The sequence below is a fragment of the Sphingobacterium sp. UBA7631 genome (assembly GCF_002483935.1).
GTDB lineage: Bacteria > Bacteroidota > Bacteroidia > Sphingobacteriales > Sphingobacteriaceae > Sphingobacterium > Sphingobacterium multivorum.
In genome coordinates this window covers 374,762-399,407 of the sequence record NZ_DLIX01000011.1, presented here as the reverse complement: position 1 = coordinate 399,407, position 24,646 = coordinate 374,762, and the positions used below count along the sequence as shown (strand labels likewise).

24 protein-coding genes are annotated in these 24,646 nt (G+C 38.2%); 7 read left to right on the top strand and 17 right to left on the bottom strand.

Annotated features, from left to right (window positions below; genetic code table 11):
• Positions 1–466: 466 nt before the first annotated feature.
• The 3 genes from B3P16_RS24040 to B3P16_RS24030 all read left to right on the top strand — a co-directional run bounded on the left by B3P16_RS24040 (position 467) and on the right by B3P16_RS24030 (position 4,947).
• Positions 467–2,920: a PIG-L family deacetylase gene (locus tag B3P16_RS24040; RefSeq protein ID WP_286844853.1), complete on the top strand. Its 2,454-nt coding sequence runs from the start codon at positions 467–469 to the stop codon at positions 2,918–2,920.
• A 7-nt stretch (positions 2,921–2,927) separates the two neighbouring features.
• Positions 2,928–3,137, top strand: a complete 210-nt coding sequence (locus tag B3P16_RS24035) for a hypothetical protein (protein WP_070562731.1) — start codon at positions 2,928–2,930, stop codon at positions 3,135–3,137.
• A 94-nt stretch (positions 3,138–3,231) separates the two neighbouring features.
• Positions 3,232–4,947 carry a sodium:solute symporter gene (locus tag B3P16_RS24030; protein ID WP_286844851.1) on the top strand — a complete coding sequence of 572 codons (1,716 nt, stop codon included), beginning with the start codon at positions 3,232–3,234 and terminating at the stop codon, positions 4,945–4,947.
• A gap of 22 nt (positions 4,948–4,969) precedes the next feature.
• On the opposite strand, the gene B3P16_RS24025 is transcribed toward B3P16_RS24030, so the two are convergent.
• The 8 genes from B3P16_RS24025 to B3P16_RS23990 form a co-directional block, all read right to left on the bottom strand.
• Positions 4,970–5,824, bottom strand: a complete 855-nt coding sequence (locus tag B3P16_RS24025; protein WP_232475646.1) for an N-acetylmuramoyl-L-alanine amidase — start codon at positions 5,822–5,824, stop codon at positions 4,970–4,972.
• A gap of 11 nt (positions 5,825–5,835) precedes the next feature.
• Positions 5,836–6,873 carry a DUF3078 domain-containing protein gene (locus B3P16_RS24020; protein WP_088163381.1) on the bottom strand — a complete coding sequence of 346 codons (1,038 nt, stop codon included), beginning with the start codon at positions 6,871–6,873 and terminating at the stop codon, positions 5,836–5,838.
• Between the two features lie 22 nt (positions 6,874–6,895).
• On the bottom strand, positions 6,896–7,579 hold the full coding sequence (locus B3P16_RS24015; protein WP_286844849.1) for a hypothetical protein: 684 nt from the start codon (positions 7,577–7,579) through the stop codon (positions 6,896–6,898).
• 139 nt (positions 7,580–7,718) lie between these two features.
• On the bottom strand, positions 7,719–8,552 hold the full coding sequence (locus tag B3P16_RS24010) for a glucosaminidase domain-containing protein (RefSeq protein ID WP_286844847.1): 834 nt from the start codon (positions 8,550–8,552) through the stop codon (positions 7,719–7,721).
• A gap of 15 nt (positions 8,553–8,567) precedes the next feature.
• Positions 8,568–9,092, bottom strand: coding sequence for a glucosaminidase domain-containing protein (locus B3P16_RS24005; RefSeq protein WP_046673195.1), 525 nt, complete (start codon positions 9,090–9,092; stop codon positions 8,568–8,570).
• A gap of 22 nt (positions 9,093–9,114) precedes the next feature.
• Positions 9,115–9,750 (bottom strand): O-methyltransferase, encoded by a 636-nt coding sequence (locus B3P16_RS24000; protein WP_075994564.1) that lies wholly within the window; start codon positions 9,748–9,750, stop codon positions 9,115–9,117.
• Between the two features lie 241 nt (positions 9,751–9,991).
• Positions 9,992–10,621: a GTP cyclohydrolase I FolE gene (gene folE, locus B3P16_RS23995; RefSeq protein ID WP_046673193.1), complete on the bottom strand. Its 630-nt coding sequence runs from the start codon at positions 10,619–10,621 to the stop codon at positions 9,992–9,994.
• A gap of 28 nt (positions 10,622–10,649) precedes the next feature.
• Positions 10,650–11,063: a 6-pyruvoyl trahydropterin synthase family protein gene (locus B3P16_RS23990; RefSeq protein WP_070562714.1), complete on the bottom strand. Its 414-nt coding sequence runs from the start codon at positions 11,061–11,063 to the stop codon at positions 10,650–10,652.
• Positions 11,064–11,653: 590 nt separating this feature from the next.
• On the opposite strand from B3P16_RS23990, the gene mqnB reads away from it, so the two are divergent.
• The 3 genes from mqnB to B3P16_RS23975 all read left to right on the top strand — a co-directional run bounded on the left by mqnB (position 11,654) and on the right by B3P16_RS23975 (position 14,271).
• The gene (gene mqnB / locus B3P16_RS23985; protein WP_286768812.1) at positions 11,654–12,295 is read left to right on the top strand and encodes a futalosine hydrolase; all 642 of its coding nucleotides are present in this window, start codon (positions 11,654–11,656) and stop codon (positions 12,293–12,295) included.
• Between the two features lie 123 nt (positions 12,296–12,418).
• Entirely contained in the window at positions 12,419–13,405 is a 987-nt protein-coding gene (locus B3P16_RS23980) for a pyruvate dehydrogenase complex E1 component subunit beta (RefSeq protein WP_046673190.1), read from the top strand.
• Between the two features lie 110 nt (positions 13,406–13,515).
• Positions 13,516–14,271, top strand: coding sequence for a DUF6263 family protein (locus B3P16_RS23975; protein ID WP_070562709.1), 756 nt, complete (start codon positions 13,516–13,518; stop codon positions 14,269–14,271).
• A 59-nt stretch (positions 14,272–14,330) separates the two neighbouring features.
• Here B3P16_RS23975 and gcvH read toward each other — a convergent pair whose 3' ends face one another.
• Entirely contained in the window at positions 14,331–14,711 is a 381-nt protein-coding gene (gene gcvH / locus B3P16_RS23970) for a glycine cleavage system protein GcvH (RefSeq protein ID WP_286754217.1), read from the bottom strand.
• A 100-nt stretch (positions 14,712–14,811) separates the two neighbouring features.
• On the opposite strand from gcvH, the gene B3P16_RS23965 reads away from it, so the two are divergent.
• Positions 14,812–16,008, top strand: coding sequence for an anhydro-N-acetylmuramic acid kinase (locus B3P16_RS23965; RefSeq protein WP_286844844.1), 1,197 nt, complete (start codon positions 14,812–14,814; stop codon positions 16,006–16,008).
• Here the strand turns inward: B3P16_RS23965 and B3P16_RS23960 are convergent, their stop codons facing one another.
• The 8 genes from B3P16_RS23960 to B3P16_RS23925 form a co-directional block, all read right to left on the bottom strand.
• Complete coding sequence (locus B3P16_RS23960; RefSeq protein WP_286844841.1) at positions 16,009–16,680, bottom strand: DUF2461 domain-containing protein; 672 nt, start codon at positions 16,678–16,680, stop codon at positions 16,009–16,011.
• Positions 16,681–16,687: 7 nt separating this feature from the next.
• Positions 16,688–17,488 (bottom strand): phosphatidate cytidylyltransferase, encoded by an 801-nt coding sequence (locus B3P16_RS23955; protein WP_286844838.1) that lies wholly within the window; start codon positions 17,486–17,488, stop codon positions 16,688–16,690.
• Between the two features lie 3 nt (positions 17,489–17,491).
• Positions 17,492–17,701, bottom strand: coding sequence for a DUF2007 domain-containing protein (locus B3P16_RS23950; RefSeq protein ID WP_070562697.1), 210 nt, complete (start codon positions 17,699–17,701; stop codon positions 17,492–17,494).
• Entirely contained in the window at positions 17,676–18,599 is a 924-nt protein-coding gene (locus B3P16_RS23945) for a CPBP family intramembrane glutamic endopeptidase (RefSeq protein ID WP_286844835.1), read from the bottom strand. The genes B3P16_RS23950 and B3P16_RS23945 overlap by 26 nt, the downstream gene beginning before the upstream one ends.
• Before the next feature lie 243 nt (positions 18,600–18,842).
• On the bottom strand, positions 18,843–22,160 hold the full coding sequence (locus B3P16_RS23940) for a S41 family peptidase (RefSeq protein ID WP_286844833.1): 3,318 nt from the start codon (positions 22,158–22,160) through the stop codon (positions 18,843–18,845).
• Positions 22,161–22,302: 142 nt separating this feature from the next.
• The gene (locus B3P16_RS23935) at positions 22,303–23,055 is read right to left on the bottom strand and encodes a zinc ribbon domain-containing protein (RefSeq protein WP_070562689.1); all 753 of its coding nucleotides are present in this window, start codon (positions 23,053–23,055) and stop codon (positions 22,303–22,305) included.
• Positions 23,055–24,155, bottom strand: coding sequence for a Nif3-like dinuclear metal center hexameric protein (locus B3P16_RS23930; protein ID WP_070562686.1), 1,101 nt, complete (start codon positions 24,153–24,155; stop codon positions 23,055–23,057). Before B3P16_RS23930 ends, B3P16_RS23935 begins: the two co-directional genes overlap by 1 nt.
• Complete coding sequence (locus B3P16_RS23925) at positions 24,145–24,630, bottom strand: hypothetical protein (RefSeq protein ID WP_201639951.1); 486 nt, start codon at positions 24,628–24,630, stop codon at positions 24,145–24,147. The genes B3P16_RS23930 and B3P16_RS23925 overlap by 11 nt, the downstream gene beginning before the upstream one ends.
• Positions 24,631–24,646: the final 16 nt, after the last annotated feature.

Below are 24,646 nucleotides of genomic sequence, written 5' to 3'. Positions count from 1 at the left end.
CTTAAACGCATGACGCCGCTATATTATATGTTTTCCAAAAGCTAAAATGTTGACAAAATTTAGCAATGTGGAAAACTAATTAAGGTAATCTGACAGAACTAAATATTTTCTACATATATTTACTTATGTTAAAGGTTGCCACTTGGAGCGAAGCGACAAAATAACTATTCTCTAAAAATTCGTTTCAGGAAAAAATATTTTAATTGTTAAACGGAAATTCCAGCTTGATTGGGATTTCCGTTTTTTATTTATGCCTATATTTTACCATTTAGTGATCTATCCCTCTACCTCGTCACTCAAACTAGCTTCCTTTTATGGCCCTAAGTTTAATTCGCCTAATATCCATAAGTCAAAGCAATATACCAACGTCACAAGTGGGCTAATTAAAGACTGTCAATTAAAAAGACACGCAATAAAATTACAATCTCCAACAATCCGTTGTTCATCAAAATTTTTATCTTTAAACATGCGAAGACCTTTTCTCTCTGTTATCATTATTTTGGCTGGCATCTTGTCAACTTCAATCGTTAAAGCACAGAATCCACAGTGGAACGCTGCCGAAATTAAACTCCATCTAGAAAAACTGAACGTGCTGGGGTCGGTACTCTATTTTGCAGCACATCCCGATGATGAAAATACCCGGCTAATAGCTTGGCTAGCGCAGGAAAAAAAATATAAAACAGGCTATTTATCCCTAACTCGAGGTGATGGGGGACAAAACCTTATCGGAACAGAACAAGGTATTGAACTTGGATTGATTCGAACGCAGGAATTACTGGCAGCTCGAAAAATCGATAAAGGTGAGCAATTTTTTTCATCAGCATACGATTTTGGATTCTCGAAGACTCCAGAGGAAACTTTCGAATTCTGGGATAAACAGCGTGTTCTCCGCGAAGCCGTATGGATTATCCGCAAATTTAGGCCCGATGTCATCATCACGCGTTTTCCTCCCGATTCAAGGGGTGGCCATGGTCATCATCAAGCCTCGGCCATTCTAGCACATGAAGCCTTTAAAGCTGCTGCTGATCCGAATATATTCCCAGAGCAACTTCAATTTGTACGCCCCTGGAAAGCTAAACGCTTGCTTTGGAATACAGCTAACTTCGGAGGTCAAAACAATACACGTGAAGATCAGTTAAAAATAGATATCGGGGATTACAATTCTCTTCTAGGAGCCTCTTATGGAGAAATTGCCGCACACAGCCGTTCATCACACAAAAGCCAAGGCTTTGGTTCGACAAGCCAACGTGGCTCATCAATCGAATACTTTGAGTATGTAGACGGTGCACCTGCAAAAAATACACTCTTGGATGGAGTTGACACCTCATGGAAAAGAATTCAAAACGGCAGTAAAGTTGAGTCCTTAATTGACCACATCAGTCAAACATATCAAATTGATAAACCCGAATTGATCATTGCTGAATTGATCCAACTGTACAAAGCACTGGATCAAATTGATGATGAATACTGGAAAACTGAAAAGAAAAAAGAGGTTGAAAAACTAATTCTTGCCTGTGGTGGAATTTGGTTCGAAAGTATCGCTAAAAATCCATCCTATGCCTTGGAAGATCAGATCAAAGTAGAACATTCCATTATTGTTCGGCGTCCAAATGTAACCGTTGAGCTGACCCAAATAAATGGAAATAGCATTCATGAAACACTAAAAATAAACAAGCTACAAAGAGACTCGGTTCTTATACATGCCGACAGGACGACACAACCATACTGGTTGATTGATCCACATGGAAAAGGCAAATTTAATGTCAGTGATTTTAACCTGACCGGCTATCCAGAAAACCCCTATGCTCCAGAGGTATCATTTCAACTCCGGATCAATGGTGAAAATATCACACTCAGTCAGCCCATAAAATATAAAAATACCGATCCTGTTCGTGGCGAAATCTACGACCCCATTGTGATCGTCCCACAGTTGACGGCAAAAAGTTCCAGCCCTTTGGCACTTACACAAAATGCCCACACTGTCAAAGTGAATCTGACTTTTCAGAAAAACGGACAAGCAAACACAACCACGTTTAACGTCAGACCGAATGTACCTAAAGGCTGGGAAATTTCACCGGCATCTTTTGACCTATCTTTTGACAAAGGCGAACGTACAATTTCCAAAGAGATCAGCATAAAACCATCAGATGCTTCTAAATCTTCCATTGATACCCTAGGGTTCCTCTTAGCAAACAAAGAACGTTTGAAAGAGATAAAATCCATTGATTACAATCATGTACCTAATATTGTTTATTTCCCAGATGTCGCTATAAAAATAAGCAATGTCAACCTGATCAACGACGTAAAGAAAGTGGCATACATCCATGGGGCAGGGGATCTAATTCCGGAGTCGCTGGCGGCCATTGGTATTAAAGTCGATGTTTTAAGTAACGAACAGGCATTAAAAGCAGATCTCTCTAGCTACGATGCTGTAATCTTGGGTGTACGAATATTCAACGTCAACAAGCAAATTGCACAGCTCCAAAACAGACTACTTGCGTATGTGAACATGGGTGGAACGGTCCTGGAACAGTACAATGTAAACAATGGACTGTTCTCAAAAAACTTTGGTCCTTTTCCTTTTAGCGTCGGCAGAAGCCGTGTAACAGACGAACTTGCAACGGTACATTTCGATAAAAATGACCCGATTTTCAATTACCCGAACAAGATCAGCGAAGCTGACTTCGAACACTGGGTGCAGGAGCGGGGACTCTACTTTGCGGAAGATATCGATAAAAAGTACCGCACCCCGATCACCATGCAAGATCCCGGCGAACCGTTACATAATGGCTCATTACTCATTGCTCAATATGGAAAAGGTAAATTTGTTTATACATCTTTGTCTTTTTTCAGACAATTGCCTGCCGGGATTCCCGGAGCTTACAGATTATTCGTAAATTTGCTATCAAAATCAAAATAATATAATAATGGAAAATCAGATTGACAACAGCTGCACGACAATTGATGCTGGCAAAGCAAAAGGAATCATTCTTTTAGTTGCTGTAGTATTTGGTGCATTAATTGGATTCACTGCAAACGAGACATTTTTAAGCATCTTTGGAGGTGCTATTGTCGGATTGATTATCGCTGCTATTTTTAATAGCGTTATTTATCCTCAAAAGCCTTCAGATAGATAAGAAAGATGAATAGCTGGAAGCGTTTCTACTGGTTGGTCGTTATCTGGCTATTCGTATTCATCCTTTTTCTGTACATTTTCACGAACCACTATTCATGAGTACAGCAGATTGGATCGTTTTATTTCTGACACTCTTATTTATTGTCGTATATGGCGTTTATAAGAGTAGGGGTATAAAAAATATTGACGGATATCTTCTAGGTAATCGTTCTTTACCCTGGTATCACGTCGGATTATCGGTAATGGCGACACAAGCGAGCGCCATTACTTTCTTATCTGCCCCTGGGCTGGCCTATTCTTCTGGAATGAGTTTTGTCCAATTCTACTTTGGTCTTCCGTTGGCCATGATTGTGCTCTGCATTACATTTGTCCCTATTTTTCATAAGCTAAAAGTATTTACAGCCTACGAATTTTTAGAAAAACGTTTTGACGTCAAAACCAGAGGGCTCACTGCCATTCTTTTTTTGATACAGCGAGGGATATCAACGGGTATAACCATCTTTGCACCGGCTTTAATTATATCGACCATCCTTCATATTGATCTTACATGGACCACATTGGCCATAGGAAGTTTTGTTGTTATCTATACGACCTATGGAGGAACCAAAGCCGTATCTCATACACAGTTGCTTCAAATGAGCATTATCTTTGGATCATTACTCGTAGCAGGGATATTAGTTATCCATCTGTTGCCAGAGTCTATTGGATTATCAAAAGCACTTCATATTGCAGGAAAATCAGGAAAAACCAATGCATTGGATTTTACTTTTGATCTCAATAATAACTATACGCTTTGGACAGGACTAATCGGTGGTTTTTTCCTACAGCTTTCCTACTTCGGGACCGACCAAAGTCAAGTAGGTCGTTATTTGACAGGGGCTTCGATCAAAGAAAGTCGCATGGGATTAATTATGAATGGTCTATTGAAAATCCCTATGCAATTTGCTATCCTGTTGATTGGAGTTCTGGTATTTGCCTATTATCAATTCCATCAGCCGCCCATTTTTTTTAATCAAGTCGAGATCAAGAAGCTCAAAGAAAGCAAATATGCTCCTGACTACCAGCTTCTCGAACAAAAGCATAGCGAGCTATTTAAAACACGTGAATCTGTTGTTCAGCAGCTTAATACAGCATTGGATCACGACGATGAAAAAAGAATTGCTGATTATCGATCCTCACTCGATCAACTTAATGCAAAAATGCAGGTCGTAAAAGAAGGAACCTTGGACTTAATCAAAAAAAACAACCCAACAGCGGAAACGAATGACAATAATTATGTCTTTCTTTCTTTTGTGACAAGCGTCTTCCCAAAGGGTCTAATTGGGCTACTCATAGCGGTCATTTTTCTCGCATCCATGGGGTCTACGGCAAGTGCTATTAACTCATTGGCCTCAACAACGACCATTGATATCTACAAAAGATTTATTAATCCTACCTCATCTGAAAAACAAGACCTTTTGTGGTCGCGTTTATTTACGTTGATCTGGGGTACATTTACTGTTATTGTTGCTTTGTATGCGAACAGATTGGGTAATCTCCTCGAAGCGGTCAATATCTTGGGCTCACTATTCTATGGTACTATCCTAGGGATTTTTATCGTCGCCTTCTACATGAAGAAAATTCAAGGCAAAGCTGTTTTTCTTGCAGCCATTCTTTCCGAAATTATCGTGATAGCAGTATGGACGATGAATAAGATTCCTTTTCTTTGGCTAAATCTTATTGGCGGCCTAGCTGTCATGTTAATCGCCTATATCGTACAACTGGGGGTGAAAGCACCTCGTCCTATAGAGGACAAAAGGGATCTTGAATAAAAAAAAGCCTGATTGCTCAGGCTCAGTATTTTTTATAGATATTGTACAATACACTCTTATCATATATGGTCAATTCGGGGGTTGTATCCCGAACGACAAATTTTCGTTTAAAGGCAACGATAGCGGCTTTTAGATTGGACGTATCATAACCAATAATTTTAAGCGCGTCTATCGCATTAAAGCTATCAGGAGGGGCCACAAGCTGTCCTTCATCATACCATATCCCAAACCCCCGTTCTGCAAGCTTTTTCCACGGGAAAAAAACGCTTGGATCATTCTTGCGTGATGGAGCGATATCAGCATGGCCAATAAAATTATTTGCTGGAATTAAATAACGCGATTTCAAGGTATCAAGCACAGTCATCAATGAATTAATTTGTGCCTCAGGAAAAGGCTCCCTACCATTATTATCCAATTCTATACCAATAGAACAGGAGTTCATGTCGACAATAGAACCCCATTTTGCCACCCCTGCATGCCAAGACCGAACATAATCGTTCAACATTTGTATAATCTCCCCATTCCGGCCAATGACATAATGTGAACTCACTTTAGTTCTTGGAATCTGAAAGGTTTTGATTGTCTGCCCAATACTATCTTGTGCTGTATGATGAATAATGACATAGTTAGGTTTACGAACATCATAATGTATGGCTTCCTCTTGGCGCCAATAAGGATGGTTTCCAGACTTCTGTAAAAAAACAACCTTTCTTTCCTCCGGTGTCAATAAATTGGTATCTGGCTTAGCTTCGACCTTTTCTTCCACAACCAATGCAGAAGCAAATGACGCAACTAGCGGCTTTGCAACCACCGGCTGTATCTTCGACTTGCAGCTTGCCAAAGACAGCAGTGAACAAAGCAATATCCCTATTGACACAGGCCTAAACATTATTTTGGTAAACTATAGACTATACCCATCGCCAACGACTGGCTCAACTGCACTCTTGAAATGACATCTGGATCGTAGATCATGATACCATTTAAGTTCACGTTGATGACTCTCGTGACTTTTGCCGTTACAGTTACATCCAAACGGTGTGTAGGGTTGGAAAGTTTCTCGTAGTCAGCAAAAAGGTTATAACGAGCCTTTACATTCAGTTTATCTGTGAAGTTTTTGTCCAGGTTACCCGTTAGCTGAAATGCCAGTGCATTGGCAAAAGAGCGGTCTTCCTTTACACCAAATCGTTCACCAGTACCCGCACTTGGATTGTTAGGATCTCTATAATATCCATATTTCTCAAAGAAACCTTCTCCAGAACGAGGCTTAACACGCTCATCCAAGATAAAAGTTTGACGTGCAGTACCCGTACCAAAACGCAAGGAAAATTCGTTACTAGGCTTATACTCAAGACCGAAAGATTCTGTCAGATAAGCTGGTGCCATAAAAGCATTCTCAATATAGTCTATTGTATCTCTGCCGTTAACCGTTTTATATTTATAACCCGCATCAAATTGCGACTCAAATGTCACCGACGTAAACAATGCCCAATTGGCAGACAATTTATAAGAAAGCTTATTATCCCAAAATATACGGTCATTATTCTTCTTCGCAATATTATTGGTATTCTTTATCTTTCCATAACGTAAATCAACTTCGGTCACAAAATTGAAATTGTCCTTCGTATAATCCGATTTATGATTCGCATTCAATCCTACAGCAATAGAACCAACACCCCCACCTTTCCAATTATCATTAAATGACGCCTGGTTTAAATTGATCCCGAATTTTGTCCAATGTTTCCAATAGTCTACCTCTAAGTTTAGTTTTGGAACTATAGGACGAATCGTTTTAATATTTAATGGTTGCTCTTTCTGTACAGAAATTACGGTATCTGGTTTTGCTCGAAGATCTTTCAGATCCTGTGCTTTTAAGCTGGTAATAGAAAGGCAAAGCAGAGCCATGCCGACAAAATTGAATAACTTCATTCTGAAAACGTCTATTTTTTGTTTACGGTACTAATTTATAATTAATTGTTGGAAAAGGCTCAATAAAATATTGCGAAGGGTTCAATTGATACCGTGAATAACAATCTTTGATATAATTCACCAATTCATAATCACTCGCTGAGAGAATAAAGAAATAGGAGGGTCTAAATATCCTTCTAAATCGTTCAGCTTCTTCGCTATTTAATCCTGTAATCTTACTGATAAGCTCTTTCGTAAATTTGTAATCGATCACATTTTCCTTATAATCGTTTTCAATGGTTTTAGTTAGTCGACGTGCTCTTTTAGCCTCCTTGCTAAATAAACTATAAATTGAATTGATGCTTAATCCAGCCCCATTTGGGCCAACAGAAAATACGTCTCCATAACCCGCAAGACGATACGCTTTCTCATAATCCTCTTTTGCTTTTTTCAGAATTTCCTCTGGTGTCTTGCGTGCAAAAACCTGAACTTCATCAATATAAAACGATTCACGTACCAAATGAAACAGCAACAATCCGCGGTTATCCACCTGAAGAGTATCTGAAAAATAGCCTTTACATATCGCAACAATATGATCTCCTAGTTGTGCATTAAAGACAAATTCTCCTTTAATAGTATTATAATTGACCTCGCCAGTACGTAAGTTGGCCAGCCTTACATTTCCAATACGTTGTTTGGTATTTTTATCAAAAACGATACCCTCCACTTTTTTATCTTGGCAAAAAAGTGGAGAGGTAAAGCCCACAAGGGCAATAAGTAGAAAAATATATCGCAATAGTATCACTTTCGTAAAACTACTATATCGCTGTACAAAAGCGAAATATTTAACATCTTTTAAAGCGTAACTATTTAGATATAACCAATAGCTGCCCTAAAGATAGCGCATCATCGGTAAGACCGTTTAGGGATTTGATCTGATCAACGGATACATTGTACAGCTTACTGAGCGAATATAACGTATCTTGCGCTTTAACCTCATGAATACGCATAGCTACCGGGCTCTTGATTTCTTCTGTCTTTACGACGGTAGGAGGGGTTTCTTGTACATTCTGCACGATCTCGACCTGAACAGTCTCTTCACGTACAACCTTTTCACGTGGCGATTCACCGCGATCGTATTGATCAAGATGATATCTTTCGATCATTTCGATCAGCAATTCAGGATAACGCGGATTGGTGGCGTATCCAGCCGCTTTCAAGCCTTTGGCCCAGCCTTTATAGTCGTTCTTATTCAACTTAAAGAGTGCCGCATATCGCGGTCGTAACAGAAACTCTGAGTGATCCCGAAAAGATTGTTCGGGATTTTCATAAACACGAAAGCAGTCATTGATATTATCATCGGGACGAGTCACGGATTTTCCCTTCCAAACTCCGCCACATTTAATACCGAAATGATTATTAGCCTCACGCGCAAGATAACTGTTACCATTACCGGATTCCAGTAAAGCCTGAGCAAGTTTAATACTCGCAGGAATACCATATTTATTCATTTCTGCAACGGCCACATCTTTGTAATGAGCAATATAGTCGTTGCCAGCCATGGTCGGTCGTCCCACAGAAGAGGATGAAGAAGTTTTTGAATTTGAGCCAGATTTAGTGGAGGATATTGTGCCTCTCCGGCTTGAACATGATGTAATCAACATCATGAATACAAACATGCCATAAAAAAACTTCTTCATGCAATACTATCGCGCTTATTTTTTTGTTGACGAGAATCTATTTTGCTTAGCATCATTATCAAACATATCCAAATGATATTGTCTAATAGTAGCGAGTACTTTTGCTGTCCAACCTTTACTCGTAGAGTAACCCGAACGAGCAATCGCTTTTACCCAAGCTTCGTATTTTTCACCAGGATGTTTTTCAAAAAGACTCTGAGTAGTCTTTTTTCTTTTTACTATTCCTACAAAATCATCATACGAGTCCATTACAGACCGATAACCTTTGTAAGCTGACCGAATAACGGTACTGTTGTTTTTTCCTTTGACACCAAAATGGTTATTCAAATTTTTTGCTACCCTGCTACCACCATTTCCGCTTTCATGCATAGCGATGGCTAAGATAACCGATGCTGGAACACCGTGTTCCTCCATCATTTCTTTTGCTATTGGACTGTACTTATCGACATATGCCGCATTACTTTGAGCTGAAACTTTTGTTAATCCAAAAGTTCCCAAAGCTAGTAACAGTACAAAGCTTTTTAATTGTTTTAAATTCATGAAGAATGTTTTAGTTCACAAATTACTTCTTGCGTAAAGCAAAAAGTCCGTCTCGAATCGGTAATATTACCTTTTCTACGCGCTTGTCCTGAGCTAAACGTGCATTCAAATCAATGATCTGCTTTGTTTGGTTGTCTGGTTTTGAATCTAACACCTTACCTTTCCATAAGACATTGTCAATCAAAATAAGTCCCCCAGACGGAACTTGATTTATTATCGTTTCGAAATAATATAAATTTCTCTTTTTGTCCGCGTCGATAAATACCAGATCAAATGTTTCATCTAATGTAGGTAGTATTACCGCTGCATCTCCAATATGATAGTTGATTTTATCAGCAAATGCCGATTCATCAAAATAACCTTGGACGCGTTCTTGTTGCTCTGCATTAATATCGATAGTATGTAATATCCCATCTTCCTGCAGCCCTTCTGCGAGACACAACGTTGCGTATCCCGTAAATGTTCCTATCTCCAAGATACGTTTCGGAGCAACCAATTTACTCAATAAAGAAAGAACTCTTCCCTGGTAGTGTCCAGATAACATATGGGGCATTGTTTCCTTCAAATATGTCTCCCGATTTACCCTTTTCAGTAACGAATTTTCCTCGTCTGTAGTATGTTCCAAATAGGACTCTAAATCGTCGGCAACAATTTCCATAACCACAAAGGTACCAAAAAACATTTTTATGATAAAAACTTTTTTTTACAAAAATCTGAATACCAGCGAAATACAATTATCCTTTTGTAAAGAGCATTTTTCGGAAATCGCGTCAGATGCATAAAAAAGCCATATTGCCATTTTTTGATTTTCTATTTTGTTTCCAAATTTCATCAAAAAAAAGTCCCCCTAAAAGATGATCTTTTAGGGGGGCTTTTTTTATTATTAAACAACAAATATACTAAGCAAGATCAGCAGTGATCAAGCGTAAAAATTCGGATCTTGTCACATCATTTTGGAATGCTCCAGTAAATGCAGAGGTAGTTGTTACGGAATTCTGTTTCTGAACTCCACGCATCGCCATACACATGTGCTTGCATTCCATAACCACAGCTACTCCACGAGCGCCTAAAGTTTCTTGAATACAATCTCTGATCTCATTGGTGAGACGTTCCTGAACCTGCAGACGACGCGCAAAAATATCAACGACACGTGGTATCTTGCTTAAACCTACAATATGGCCATTTGGAATATATGCAATATGGGCTTTACCAAAGAAAGGCAACATATGGTGCTCACAAAGAGAATATACTTCAATATCCTTAACGACGACCATTTGACTATAGTCTTCCTCAAACATAGCACCACGTAATACCTCCGCAGCATCGATATCATAGCCATGTGTCAGAAATTGCAGTGCCTTTGCAACACGTTCTGGTGTTTTCACTAAACCTTCGCGTTTTGGATCTTCCCCCAGACATTCCAATATATCTGTATAATGAGCAGCGATGCGATCTACCTTTTCAGTATTGTATTTGTCGATCTTAATATATCCATCCAACTCTTCGTTGTCAAATGAGTGTTGACTCATAGTTTCTACTATTTAAATGTATTAAAGATTAATCGCCAAAATATTCGACGTAATTATTTTCTGTTTCATGCAAACGGACACTATGCAAGATCACACCCTGTTCATCAAATAACGGTTTTAAGATCTTAAATATTTCGATTGCGATATTTTCCGTAGAAGCCATGACTCCTTTCATAAAATCAACATCTAAATTGAAATTACGGTGATCGACTTTGTCTATGATACTACGATTGATTATTTCTTTCATGATCTTTAAATCGATCAAAAAACCAGTCTCCGGGTTGACTTTTCCTTTAACTGTTACATAAAGATCATAATTATGTCCATGCCAATTTGGATTGGAGCAAAGACCAAATACCTGTTCATTCTGCTCCTTACTCCAGTCTTCACGATAGAGCTTGTGCGCAGCACAGAAACGTTCACGACGAGTTATAAATACCATAATGATACAAAGATAAGGCTTTAAGTGCAATTAAAACATCTCAATTTAAGGAATGCCGTCAGAATATAGTAATATAATGAAGTGCTTTCTCTTTTGTTGAACAAACAGGCAAAAATCTAAGCACTTTATTCTTACCCATAACCCGCTTTCAAGAATAATCTGATATCAAATTTTGTAGCGGAGTGTAAATACTCCCAGCTTAAAAAGAACAACAATGAATGCTGATTTTTAAGGCCATTTTCTTTTACCTTTAGTTAGGGTTTAGTTAGGGTTTAGTTAGGGTTAGTTTAGGTTTTATATAGCTTTTACCTAAAGTAACCCTAACTAAAATCTAAACTAAGGCTATATAAAATCTAAACTAATTCAAGCGATTATATCCATCGATTAGCATTGTTTCCAATAGCATCGGGACAAAAACTAAACAGTTCGTACAGCATTATAAAAGAGGAGATCATAGCAAAAAGCAGTTAGCCCTATTAACATCAAGCTCGGGTTTCTAAGCAGGACGCATTGCAAGCATGATATTTTTATGCTAAAAAGAGATGCGCTTGCAAGATAATTTGTAATTTTCAATCCAAAACGAGCTCGTCATGCAAATATTAATTATTGCGGCTACTTCATTTGAATTGCAGCCTTTTCTGGAAGTGGTATCAAATTACGATCAATGCGATACCCTAGTAACTGGTGTAGGCATGGTCGCCACAGGCTTTGAGCTGGGAAGAATGCTACACGAAAAAAAATATGATCTCCTTATTAATGTCGGGATAGGAGGATGTTTGGATCGTACTATTGAAATAGGCTCGGTTATTCAGGTCGTTTCAGAGTCATTTGTTGAACTAGGTGCGGAAGACGGTCATAATTTTATTCCAATAGATCAATTGGGCTATGGAAGGTCTACATTTACCTCGTCTTTACTGAATGACAAGGAGCTTAGGCTTCCTTTTCTAAAACATGGGGAAGGAATTACCGTAAACAAAGTCCATGGTAGCACAGAAAGTATCGAAAAAATTAAAAAACTGCATCCTAATAGCCTTGTTGAAAGTATGGAAGGAGCTGCGGTTTTCTATGCAGCCGATAAAATGACAATTCCCGTGATTGAGATTCGCGGTATTTCAAATTACGTGGAAAGAAGGAACCGTGCCACGTGGAACATTCCGTTAGCGATAATGAATAGTAATAAGGCACTTATAAAAACATTAGAATATCTGAACAACTTATATTCAAAAATTTAATACAAAAGTCATTTACTTATTAAAAAATGACATAAAACTATAGAATTAGCGGGTTCAAATCTTCAAAATATCAATTTTAAATAGTAGATTTGTAATCTAAAAATTGACACTATTTTACAACTGATGAGAGAAATACAATTCAGAGAAGCACTTCGTGAAGCAATGAACGAAGAAATGCGTAAAGACGACAAAATATTTTTATTAGGAGAAGAAGTTGCTGAGTATAACGGAGCTTACAAAGTAAGTCAGGGTATGCTTGATGAATTCGGTGCAAAGCGTATCATTGATACACCTATTGCGGAACTTGGTTTTGCTGGTATTGCTGTTGGTGCTGCAATGAATGGTTTGAAGCCAATTGTTGAATTCATGACATTCAACTTCTCACTTGTTGCAATTGACCAAGTAATCAATGCGGCAGCTAAAATTCACTCGATGAGTGGTGGACAGTTCTCTATTCCGATGGTCTTCCGTGGTCCTACAGGAAATGCGGGTCAGCTTGCAGCACAACACTCTCAAAACTTTGAGAACTGGTTTGCAAATACACCAGGTTTAAAAGTTGTGGTTCCTTCGAACCCATATGAAGCTAAAGGTTTATTGAAATCAGCTATTATCGATCCAGATCCTGTTATCTTCATGGAATCTGAGGTAATGTATGGTGATAAAGGACAAGTTCCTGAAGAAGAATATTACTTAGAAATCGGAAAAGCTAATATTATCCAAGAAGGTACAGATGTAACTGTTGTGTCTTTTGGTAAAATGCTTCCTCGCGTTGTCATTCCTGCAGTTGAAGAATTGAAAAAAGAAGGTATCAGCGTTGAATTGATTGACTTGCGTTCGGTACGTCCTATCGATTACCCTACAATCATCGCGTCTGTTAAGAAAACAAACCGTTTGGTAATCGTGGAAGAAGCATGGCCACTAGCGTCTATTTCTACCGACTTAGCATTCAATGTACAACGTAATGCATTTGATTACTTAGATGCCCCAGTTATCCGCGTAAATTGTGCAGATGTACCTCTTCCTTATGCTCCAACATTGATCGAAGCTGCTTTACCTAGCGTTGAGAAAGTTGTTAAAGCTGTGAAAGAAGTATCTTATATCAAGAAGTAATACGAATTACATCCTTAAAAAAATTAAAATCCCTTTTACTGTGTGAAAGGGATTTTTTTTATATTTAAACTGGCCAATTGTTGCTTACTAAAAAAATTAAAATTCCATATATGAAAAAATTAAGAATTGCCTCTTTAATGGCTGTATTTGCATTTCTCGTGATATCTGCTTCCGCACAAAAGAAATACACATTACGCGTAAATCCCGATTCAGGGAAAAAAATATCACAAAATCTTGTGATGACCATGGATATTGACGCTGCTGGCCAAAAAATGGTGACAGACCTTAATATGGGCTTTGATATCACCAATACGACGAAAAAAGACAACATATTTGCGTTCGATCTTAAATATACCGGAATCAACATGAAAATGAATATGGCAGGAATGGATATGACTTACGACTCTAAAAACCCCGAGGCCAATGAATTTTCTAAACAGATGCATGCTACGTTAGGCAAGTTGCTCGAAAATAGCATTAGCTTTAATGTTGATCAACTTGGCAAATCTTCCGATATCAAGTTGCCTGAGGGCATTAACATGCCGTTTGATAAAAGTATGTTCGAAAATATAACTACAGTATTGCCTGAACAGCCGATTAAAATAGGTGATTCTTGGACATCCAAAACTGAATCAGATGATTCAGGCATTTCAGTAGAAAACAAAATGACTTTAATAGAAGCAAATGAGCTAGGCTATAAAGTAAATGTTGAAGGAAAAATGTTCGGTCCGGATGCAAATCAGGTAGGCAACGTGCAGGGCTTCTATGTCTTGGATAAAAAGACCTGTCTTACCACGAGTACAGAAATGACAAGTGCCGTGGATATGCCTGAAGCAAAAATAAAGACCACCTTAAAAACCCAATAAACGACGAAAAATAAAATAGGGGCCTTTTGGCCCCTATTTTATTTTTTTATATATCAAATTTATGCGTTGATCTCTTCTTTGTACTGATCAGCAGATAACAAAGCGTCAACATCAGCAGCGTTGTTCAACTTAATACGAACAATCCAGCCTTCACCATAAGGATCAGAATTGACCAATTCAGGAGATGCATCAATAGCTTCATTCACCGATAAAATCGTAGCTGCTACAGGTAAAAACAAATCAGAAACTGTTTTTACGGCTTCAATTGTACCGAAAACTTCATTAGCGGCTACTTCTTCACCTACAGTGTTTATGTCAACAAAAACGATGTCACCCAATTCACGTTGAGCGAAATCGGTAATCCCTACAACTGCTTCATCACCTTCAACACGAATCCATTCGTGATCTTTGGTGTATTTCAATTCTGCTGGAAAATTCATTGTATTTAATTTTTTGATTTTTAATGCCGTGAAGTTACAAAATATCTTTAATTGTCAAAAATGATATTCATCATAACATTTTTGTGTTTATTTTTAAGCTATGAATCCTCAAATCGAAAGACTTTACCAAATTTCACAAAAGAAAGAACGTCGTATTATTGGCCTGATGTCCGGAACATCCCTGGATGGTCTTGATATCGCCGTGTGCCGCATAGAAAATGCAGGTAAAACAACGAAAATACAGCTCGAGAATTTTACTACAATGGATTATGAGGATGATTTTAGAGAGCGGGTGCGTGAAGTTTTTGCAAAACGAAATATCGACCAGCAATTATTTTCGGGACTCCATGCTTATATTGGAGTCACGCATGCCAAATTAATCAACACAGCATTGCAACAATGGAATCTATCAAGCAGTGAGATTGATTGTATAGCCAGCCATGGGCAAACCGTATACCATGCTCCTCAATCGTTGACCAAAGACCGCAACTGGCCCAACAGCACTTTACAGATTGGAGATGGAGATCATATCGCGGTAGATACAGGTATCATAACCCTATCTGACTTTAGGCAAAAACATATTGCTGCAGGAGGAGAAGGGGCACCTTTGGCAGCCTATGGCGACTACCTTCTTTTCTCGCATGCAACAGAAAATCGATTCTTATTGAATATTGGCGGTATTTCTAATTTCACATTTATCCCAAGCCATCAAACAAAGTCGAAAGCTTATGCGACAGATCTCGGTCCAGGCAATACAATGATGAACCAATACATGAAGGTAAATTTTGATCAGGAAATGGATAAAGATGCCTATATGGCTAAAAAGGGCGAAGTAAATGATGCGCTATTGAATCAATTATTAACGGAGGAGTTTCTAACGCTGCCCTTTCCAAAAACCACTGGGCCGGAACTATTTAATCTCGCTTATCTCGCAAGGGCACAGGATTGTTCGAAAACAAGCCATATTCCACATGTGGATGTTATGGCGACCCTCAATCGCTTTGCTGCTCATGCGATGGTCAATGGCATTCGCAAGCAGTCAGAAGGGCTATCCGATGTAGCGGTGTACATTAGTGGTGGTGGACTACACAATCCATTGCTGTTCGATTACATCAAAAGGAGCCTACCTACTTGTAACGTTGAAAGTTTTGCAACATTGGGTATCAACCCAGATGCAAAAGAGGCCGTTCTCTTTGCGCTATTAGCAAATGAGACTTTGGTAGGCAACAAATCCAATGTAGCGCAAATTAAAGACTCTCCCGCTGTCTGTATGGGCAAAATCAGCTTGCCTGAATAATTATTCTGTATCGATGGCTTCTTGTAAAAACTCTTTAAAAGGAAGCATACTTTTATAGGAAGCCACGATATTATCCAGTGCATTTTTTGCAGATAACTCCTTTGTAGTTAAAGATCTATCCAACACAAAACTCTTCAATTTGATAAAGTCAATAAACGGATTATCTTCACTATAGCCGGCCGGCGCACGTTTCAGTAAATCTTCTTTGAAAAGCGCAATATTACTGCCAGTCAATACTGTTTTTAAAATTTCATCCAATTTATCACCACTGTAATCAATTTCTTGTCTTATTGCCTCTAAATGTTGCTTTTCAGGACGCCAATACCCACAGGCGATAAATGAATTTTCTGCTCCAATATGAATATAGTATTCTGGTCCCTGCAACTTTCTTCCATCAACAGAAATTCCTGCCCCAAACCAACTTTTATAAGGAGTTTTATCATTTGAAAAGCGTGTATCCCGGTAAATACGAAACAAACATTTACTTGCTTGAATGGAAGTATTAATTTTAGGGTCAAACTCGCTCAATGCAGTAATTAAATCTGTCAAAAAATTTCTCACATCAGCCAATGCTGCTTCATATTTAGCTCTGTTATCGGCAAACCACTCCCGAGAATTATTGGCTTTCAATTCCGTTAAAAAATCAAATGTAGATTTTTGAATGTGACTCATAATACAATCAATTGATTAAAATTAAGAAAACATAGACCATGGGGGCCGCTAATAACAACCCATCAAATCTATCTAAAAAACCACCATGTCCAGGCAATATATTTCCGGAATCCTTTACGTGCAAACTACGCTTTAACATCGATTCTACTAAATCCCCCAATGTTCCAACGATACTGATAATTGCCGCAATACTTACCCATTGCCAAAGTGGAAGATAACCAAAATATTTTTCCAGATTTACAGCAGCAACAATAGCCAAAATCAAGCCCCCAAAGAAACCTTCCCATGTTTTCTTTGGTGAGATCCGTTCGAATAATTTACGTTTTCCAAAGCTTCGTCCAGCGAGATATGCCCCGGTATCGTTTGTCCACAATAAGATCAAAAAACCTAAGGGCAGTACATAGTTAAAAGTACCTTGCAGAAACCCTAATTTGGAAAATAGGAAGAAAGGCAATGTAACATAAGCAATACCCAAAAAAGTATAGGCAATATCATTGAAAGGAAAAGTTCTCTTCTGAAAAAGTGAAATAATATAAGTCGCACTTATAAATGGGATAATCAGTGCTAAAAATTTTACCGCAAGCAAGCCCATCGAAACTAATGAGCCCAAAACAAATAAGAGTAAGGCCAGTGTTATACCTATCCACTTATTTGGGGCGCGTTCTTCGGATGAAACTATTCCATAGAATTCATAAAGACACCATGTACTGAGCAGTGTAAAAAAAATGGAATAGACATAAGCGCCCAAAAGAGTGGCAGCTATCATGACAGCCACAAAGATTACTCCCGTTATTGCTCTTGTTTTCATCTCTTAAAGCCCTCTTTCTGCTTCCTCAATTAATGTTTCGGCCAGATCAATAGATCCTTCACTGACATAGAGTTCAATTTTCCCAAATAAATAAGAAGAATCTTGTTTATTCATTGCGACAGTAGGAATACCATTTTCTTCCAGCATTTGCTTGACTATCTCGGCTTGAATCGCATTTGTATATGTTTTAATTTTTTTCCAATCGTTCTCCATTATTTTCTTTTTGCGTTGATCTATAAAATAAGAATACAAAAATAAGAGTAAAAATGAAGCCTACAAGATATATCCACCAAGATTGCAATTCAAATGCATTGAATTCATCATAACTCTTACCCTCTCTTACGTAATAAAATGCCCCGATTGTGGCACCGGCATTGTTGACAAAGTGTCCAAAAATGGGCAGTACGATGTTCTTGCTCCATACATAAAGATAGCCAAAAAAAGCGCCCAATAACATGCGGGGAACAAAACCAAAAAATTGCAGATGTATCGCACTGAAAATAATGGCAACAAGCCATATAACCACATGCTGATTGCTCAACCATCTTCCCATTATTTTTTGCAAAACACCACGGAACAACAATTCTTCACCTATGGCCGGAATCAAAGCCAGTATAACAATATTATACAAAAAGCCGGATACACTCGACTCCATAATAATAACCTTGATTAATTCGGCCGATTCCTTTTCACTACGCTCCATCCAACGCTGCAAAGATTGCATATTATCGGGCAATTGTAAGGATTCATTCCAATGACCGATCAGACTCATCAAAGGCATAAAAGAAAGCATTGCTAAAAATATATAGCCAAATTGCATTCCGCTAGGCCAATTTTTCAATTTAAAATAGGCTTTACCATATCCTTCGCGTGTATTCATCAGATAAGCTGGCACAACAAAAGATCCCAAGCTACTCATTAACAACATAAATCGCATATCATTGGCAGATCCATTCAGTATAGACTCCAAGGAGAAGACCTGCCCTGTAAATGAATAATAACTTGCAATAATCAGAATGGCAATAATCTGCGAAAGAATGGAAAAACCAATAACCATTAAGATCAAACGTAATAAAGATTGAAACGGATGGGGTGTTTTTTCAGGAAACATATCTAGTAAATATCAGTTAAAGATAACAATAAAAGCAAGATTTATTAAAATTGTCATGTCCAATCAAATTTTAGCATCTGATTTGTATTGGCCTAATGAAAACGAATGATATGATCTAATTACGATAAAAACTACACGAGATATATTCAATCATCTCGGATATGGATGCAGTTACATACAAACTATATGATCAAAAAAGGGCTTTGAATCTCTTCAAAGCCCTTAGATTAGATTTATACTCTTTTAATTCACCCGAATAGGATCGGCTGGTTTTTGTAAATTTTTGTAAGGATACGTTTTCATTTCTTCCAACAATATCTTCACCGTTCTTTCAAGTTGAGGATCACGACCCTCCAAAAGATCTTTAGGCAATTGTTCGATAAATACATCAGGAGCCACACCTTCATTTTCAATAATCCAATTTCCTTTGAGGTCATATACACCGAAGTTTGGCGAAGTAATACGGCCGCCATCCAATAAAGGAGGATAGCCACTTATGCCAACCAAAATCCCCATTGTCGTACGACCAACCAATTTACCCAGCCCTTTAAAACGGAACATATAAGGCATCATATCGCCACCTGAACCTGCATTTTCATTAATGATCATGGCTTTAGGTCCATAAATACCATTTCCTGGTGTAGTAAATCCTTTTCCATCACGAATTCCCCAACCAGCAATCAGTTCACGGGACAAAAGATCAATGACATAATCGGCCACCCAGCCACCACCATTGTTTCTTTCATCCATCAGAAGAGCCTTTTTATCCATCTGAGCGAAATAATAACGATTGAAATAGGTATAACCTTCAGCACCGGTATTTGGCATGTAAACATAAGCTATTTGCCCATTACTCAATTCATTTACTTTCTTACGGTTCCTTTCGACCCATTCCATGCTCCGCAAATTCATCTCGTCGCTAAACGAGATCGGTTTAACGATTACTTCACGAGCGCCGACCAATGAAGGTTTTGAATTGACCTTCAACGTAACTTGTTTACCAACAGTATTGTCAAATAAACTATAGATATCCTTATCTTCAGTCAATTCAGCACCATTAACAGCAACAATATAGTCTCCTTCTTTGATGTTTAATCCCGGTTCAGCCAATGGGGCTTTGAACGATGGATTCCATTCAAGACGCGTAAACAATTTAGCAATCTGATAGTAACCATTCTTTAACGTATAATCTGCTCCCAACACACCAACTGAAACCGACGGCGTGGAAGGTTGATCTCCAGGATAGATATAATTGTGTCCCACGACCATTTCTCCCATCATTTCATTCAATAAATAACCAAGATCAGAACGATGGTTTACAAAAGGCAGGAATTTTTCATATTTGGTTTTCATCGCTTTCCAGTCAGCACCATGCATGTTTTCAACATAAAAATAGTCTTTTTGCATTGACCAAACTTCATTGAATACCTGTTTCCATTCGGCAGCGGGATCCACCAATTGCTGAATTCCGCCTAGCTTAACTTCGCCAGCAGTAGGAGAGGCTACTTTTTGCCCAGCTGTTACAATATTGAATCCATTTCCCGTTTGATATAACATCTTCTTACCATCGGCGCTAATAACAAAACTACGGGCATTTTCCACTAAGGTTTTGTTTTCGAGATCCTTAAAATCATATGCTCCGATTGTTCCCCCGCGTTGGTAAGTCAATTGATTTGGCACTAAACCATTCAAATTCCAATAAGGTCCAGCAGGTAAAGGGAGGGCAACTATTCTGTTTTCTATACGATCGAAGTCAACTTGAATAGATTTATCAATGGGCTTACTTGTCACTGCCTCTTCCTTTTTATCCTTTTTAGGTGATTTTTTATCGTTTTCTTTTACACGATCTTTTTTATCACCATCTCCTTCTTCTTTTTTATCCACCTTATCCTCACGGATTTGTTCCTCATCACTATCATTCTTAAAGAATGATGGCGTTTTGCTGGATAAAATAAAGCCATATACGGCATAATCAACATTACGCTGCACCGCGGACATATGTAAGCCAGAATTTGTCAACCCTGTATTTGTACTCGCTGTAAAAAATAGATATTTACCATCCTGAGAAAAAGCTGTACTACGTGCAGAGCTCATACCATCCGTAATTTGCTGAGTTTTCTTTGTATCCAAGTTATACATAAACACAGCGGGTACCCCATTTTCCAATGTACGTATAAAGGATATCCATTTTGAATCAGGAGACCAGCTTGGTTGGAAATGATTGGATACACGGCCAGTTTGACCGCTCAATTTATCGTCTGCAACTTTAACAATGGCCTTTGAAGCGATATCAATATAGAACAGATTAAGATGTGCATCATTGTAAAACAACTTCTTGGAATCCGGTGACCATGTTGGCTCGAAATAGAAGTTCGTTTCTCCTAAGTTAAAGTACAGAGGTTTATCTTTTCCAAATTGATCCATCAGCACCAACTGATAAGATCCATTTTTGTCTGAAATATAAGAAATCCATTTTCCATTTGGAGACCAATCCGGAAAACGCTCATGAGAACCCGGAGAATTAGATAAATTTCGGGCTTCACCTTTCTCCTTAGGTACCGTAAATATCTCTCCCCGCGCCTCTAATAATGCCCGTTGGCCTGTTGGCGATAGGGTAGCATAACGTATATCGTCCTTAATGTCTTTATAATACGGTCTTTTGTACATTACATCTGTATTCACCGTAATATGCAAAGGAATGACTTTATTATCGCCCAGATTTAGCGTATTTAATACGCCAGCATATTCAAAGATCAACTCAGTCCCATTTCCATTCAGTGAACGCACATCGTAATCTTTAAAATCCGTTAGCTTTTCTACCTTTTTGGATTTGGTATCATAACTATAGATGTTAACAATTTTATCACGATCGGAAAGGAAGTAGATCTTATTTCCCAACCATAATGGTTTAACATCATTACTTTTAACCTGCGGAATAGCTTCTATTTGTTTGGTTTTCGTATCGAAGATCCAAATTGTCGGCATACCACCACCCCGGTAGCGTTTAAAGGCAACTCGATCTCTTTCAGTAGGGTCAGTGTTTTTGATATAAGCCCAGTAACGACCATCAGCAGAAGGGCTTCCCTGAGTCGCTTCAGGCATAATAAGCGCCTTGTCCATTCCTGACATTTGAATATTGGAACTGTATAATCGTGGACTTAAAGCATAGGTGAAATCACGAGATGTCGTATAATATACTTCATCATTATTGAGCCATCCCCGCAATACATCCGAAGAAGGGTGATAAGTGATCCGTTTGGGCTCACCACCCGTTACAGGGATTACATATACGTCTGTATTTCCGTCATAATTTCCTGTGAATGCAACTTTCTTGCCATCTGGAGAAAACATTGGATTCTGTTCCACTCCAGGATTTGTTGTAAGGCGTCTCGGATTAGCTCCGTTTTTTTCGGCAATCCAAATATCTCCACCATAGACAAAAGCAATATTGTTGGCGCTAATACTTGGATTTCGAAGCAATAGGGTTTCTTGCGCTTTTGTTTGCAGAAAGGATGTACCGAGCAAAAAGGCAGCAAATAACTTGAAATGAGTTTTATTCATAAACGTTTAAAGGTTAAATTTACCACACACAAAACTACACTTTTGTAAGCGGACCTAGTTAGTATATCAACAAAGTTGCATAAAAAATATGACAAAAAAAAAGTCCTGCTTTACAGCAGGACCTTCCTTTATTTATTGAGGATTAGAAACCGTACTCTTGTTCGATTTCTAACACAATTCCTTCATCAACCAAAACGCGACCACAGTGTTCACAAATGATGATTTTCTTACGTTGACGTATTTCTGATTGCATTTGAGCAGGAATCTTATTATGACATCCTGAACAGCTATCACGATCGATCGAAACAACAGCAAGTCCGTTTTTAAACGAGTTACGCAAACGGTAGTATACCTTTACCAAACGTTCTTCGATATTCGCTTCAGCCTCAGCAGCTTTTGCTAACAATGCATCTTCTTCTTTTTGAGTTTCAGAAGTAATTGTTTCCAATTCTTTCTTTTTTCCCTCAAGTTCGCTTTTGCTATACTCAAGATTTCCTACAGTAGTATCGTAGTTTTCTGTTTTGTTACGAATCTCAAATTCTGCTTCTTTGATTCGTTTCTCGCAAACCTGAATCTCAAGACCTTGGATTTCTATTTCTTTCGAAATAGCGTCATACTCACGATTATTCTTTACCTCATTCAGCTGCGACTCATATTTTTTGATAGCAGCTTGGGCATCCTTAATCATGTTTTTACGCTTAACGATCGAATCTTCTAAATCGTCTAAGTCTATTCTGATCTTCTCAATACGAGTCTCTAAGCCCGCAATCTCATCTTCAAGATCTGCAACTTCCATAGGCAATTCACCACGAACTTGGCGAATTTTGTCTATTTTAGTATGTACGGCTTGTAAAAGCCATAATGCTTTCAATTTTTGTTCTACGGTTTGTTCCATCAACTGTAGTATTTTATAGGATTTGTATCTATTTCTGTTGTTAAGGTTGCAAAGTTAGGAAATTTTTTCGTAATAATGTCGTACAATAATTCTTGCGTAAATTGTTCGCTCTCAAAATGTCCCGTATCTGCAATCACGATTTCACCTTCAGCATCAAAAAATTCATGATATTTATAGTCTGCTGTAACAAAAAAATCAGCACCAGAACGTTTGGCTGCACCGAGTAAAAATCCCCCCGAGCCACCACAGACCGCTACACGACTAACTTTTTTATCTAATAAGGCTGTATGACGAATGACATTCAACCTCAGTTTGTCCTTAAGATAAGCTAAAAATTCCAATTCAGCCATTGGTTCAGCCAAATTTCCAATCATTCCTGCACCGATTTCAGCAGCCGTATTTTGAATATCAAACAAATCATAAGCTACTTCCTCATAAGGATGAGCTTCATAGAGTGCCAAAAGTAACTTTCTTTCAATAGATTTCAGGTAGATAACCTCAATTCGTGTTTCCTCAACACGCTCTTGAACACCAATCTCCCCAAGGGTAGGATCGGCCCCTTCTAAAGGTCTAAAACTACCATAACCCGCCGCATTAAAACTACATTGATCATAGTGTTTTCCGATTTTACCTGCGCCCGCATCAAACAATGCCTGTCGGACATCTTCAACATGACTCCTAGGTACAAAAACGACCATTTTTCGCAATACATTTGTTTTAGATTCCAGTATAGCCTGATTTTCTAATCCCAATTTATCGGCAATTTTCGTATTCACTCCACCGGTAACATTATCTAGATTCGTATGAATGGCATATAATGCAACTTTATGTTCAATTGCTTTAATAACCGTACGCTCCACATAATTTTTCCCATTAAATTTTTTTAGCCCCCTAAATACAATGGGATGGTGCGAAATAATTAAATTACACCCTTTATCAATGGCTTCTTTTACAACATCTTCTGTGCAGTCTAACGAAATGAGCACCTTTGTAATCTCTCTATTGGCGTCGCCCACAATAAGGCCAGCATTATCATAAGACTCTTGCAAATCTAAAGGAGCCAATTGCTCCAAATAGTCAATGACTTCTTTAATTTTCATGGTCTACAATTACCTCTTTTTCTCTAAATTTATTATGTTCCTCTAAAATTCTTCTATTCGCGTTAATTTCAAACCAGTAATTAGCCAATGTCACAAAATGCATAATGATCAGTACACCGGAAATAGAAAGTGGGAGCGGAATATTTGTCGCCAGGTAAATCCATGCATATAGCGATCCTTTCCTAAACGTAGGGTTTTCCTCCACAGCTATTTTTCGATCATAAAATTCATTGATCAAAGAATCCCTTAGACGCGAAGCAACCTGAAAATTCCAATAAATATTAACCAGCGGAATTGCAGCTAACCACGATTGGTTGGGCGTCATTAATCTATTTTCTTTGGCGACCAATTTTAATGTCTTTCGAATTGTATTTGCAAATAGAAGCCATACGATAATACGTATGGCAACAATACCCATAGCGGTATAAATTACTTCAGGCTTACTTAACTCTCTTATTAATTCCTCTTGCGTCATTGAACTATTTATTGCT

Coding starts and splice junctions, on each gene's coding strand:
- B3P16_RS24040 (WP_286844853.1), top strand. CDS start 467: ATGCGAAGACCTTTTCTCTCTGTTATCATTATTTTGGCTGGCATCTTG.
- B3P16_RS24035 (WP_070562731.1), top strand. CDS start 2,928: ATGGAAAATCAGATTGACAACAGCTGCACGACAATTGATGCTGGCAAA.
- B3P16_RS24030 (WP_286844851.1), top strand. CDS start 3,232: ATGAGTACAGCAGATTGGATCGTTTTATTTCTGACACTCTTATTTATT.
- B3P16_RS24020 (WP_088163381.1), bottom strand. CDS start 6,873: ATGAAGTTATTCAATTTTGTCGGCATGGCTCTGCTTTGCCTTTCTATT.
- B3P16_RS24010 (WP_286844847.1), bottom strand. CDS start 8,552: ATGAAGAAGTTTTTTTATGGCATGTTTGTATTCATGATGTTGATTACA.
- B3P16_RS24005 (WP_046673195.1), bottom strand. CDS start 9,092: ATGAATTTAAAACAATTAAAAAGCTTTGTACTGTTACTAGCTTTGGGA.
- B3P16_RS24000 (WP_075994564.1), bottom strand. CDS start 9,750: ATGGAAATTGTTGCCGACGATTTAGAGTCCTATTTGGAACATACTACA.
- folE (WP_046673193.1), bottom strand. CDS start 10,621: ATGAGTCAACACTCATTTGACAACGAAGAGTTGGATGGATATATTAAG.
- B3P16_RS23990 (WP_070562714.1), bottom strand. CDS start 11,063: ATGGTATTTATAACTCGTCGTGAACGTTTCTGTGCTGCGCACAAGCTC.
- mqnB (WP_286768812.1), top strand. CDS start 11,654: ATGCAAATATTAATTATTGCGGCTACTTCATTTGAATTGCAGCCTTTT.
- B3P16_RS23980 (WP_046673190.1), top strand. CDS start 12,419: ATGAGAGAAATACAATTCAGAGAAGCACTTCGTGAAGCAATGAACGAA.
- B3P16_RS23975 (WP_070562709.1), top strand. CDS start 13,516: ATGAAAAAATTAAGAATTGCCTCTTTAATGGCTGTATTTGCATTTCTC.
- gcvH (WP_286754217.1), bottom strand. CDS start 14,711: ATGAATTTTCCAGCAGAATTGAAATACACCAAAGATCACGAATGGATT.
- B3P16_RS23965 (WP_286844844.1), top strand. CDS start 14,812: ATGAATCCTCAAATCGAAAGACTTTACCAAATTTCACAAAAGAAAGAA.
- B3P16_RS23960 (WP_286844841.1), bottom strand. CDS start 16,680: ATGAGTCACATTCAAAAATCTACATTTGATTTTTTAACGGAATTGAAA.
- B3P16_RS23955 (WP_286844838.1), bottom strand. CDS start 17,488: ATGAAAACAAGAGCAATAACGGGAGTAATCTTTGTGGCTGTCATGATA.
- B3P16_RS23950 (WP_070562697.1), bottom strand. CDS start 17,701: ATGGAGAACGATTGGAAAAAAATTAAAACATATACAAATGCGATTCAA.
- B3P16_RS23945 (WP_286844835.1), bottom strand. CDS start 18,599: ATGTTTCCTGAAAAAACACCCCATCCGTTTCAATCTTTATTACGTTTG.
- B3P16_RS23940 (WP_286844833.1), bottom strand. CDS start 22,160: ATGAATAAAACTCATTTCAAGTTATTTGCTGCCTTTTTGCTCGGTACA.
- B3P16_RS23935 (WP_070562689.1), bottom strand. CDS start 23,055: ATGGAACAAACCGTAGAACAAAAATTGAAAGCATTATGGCTTTTACAA.
- B3P16_RS23930 (WP_070562686.1), bottom strand. CDS start 24,155: ATGAAAATTAAAGAAGTCATTGACTATTTGGAGCAATTGGCTCCTTTA.
- B3P16_RS23925 (WP_201639951.1), bottom strand. CDS start 24,630: ATGACGCAAGAGGAATTAATAAGAGAGTTAAGTAAGCCTGAAGTAATT.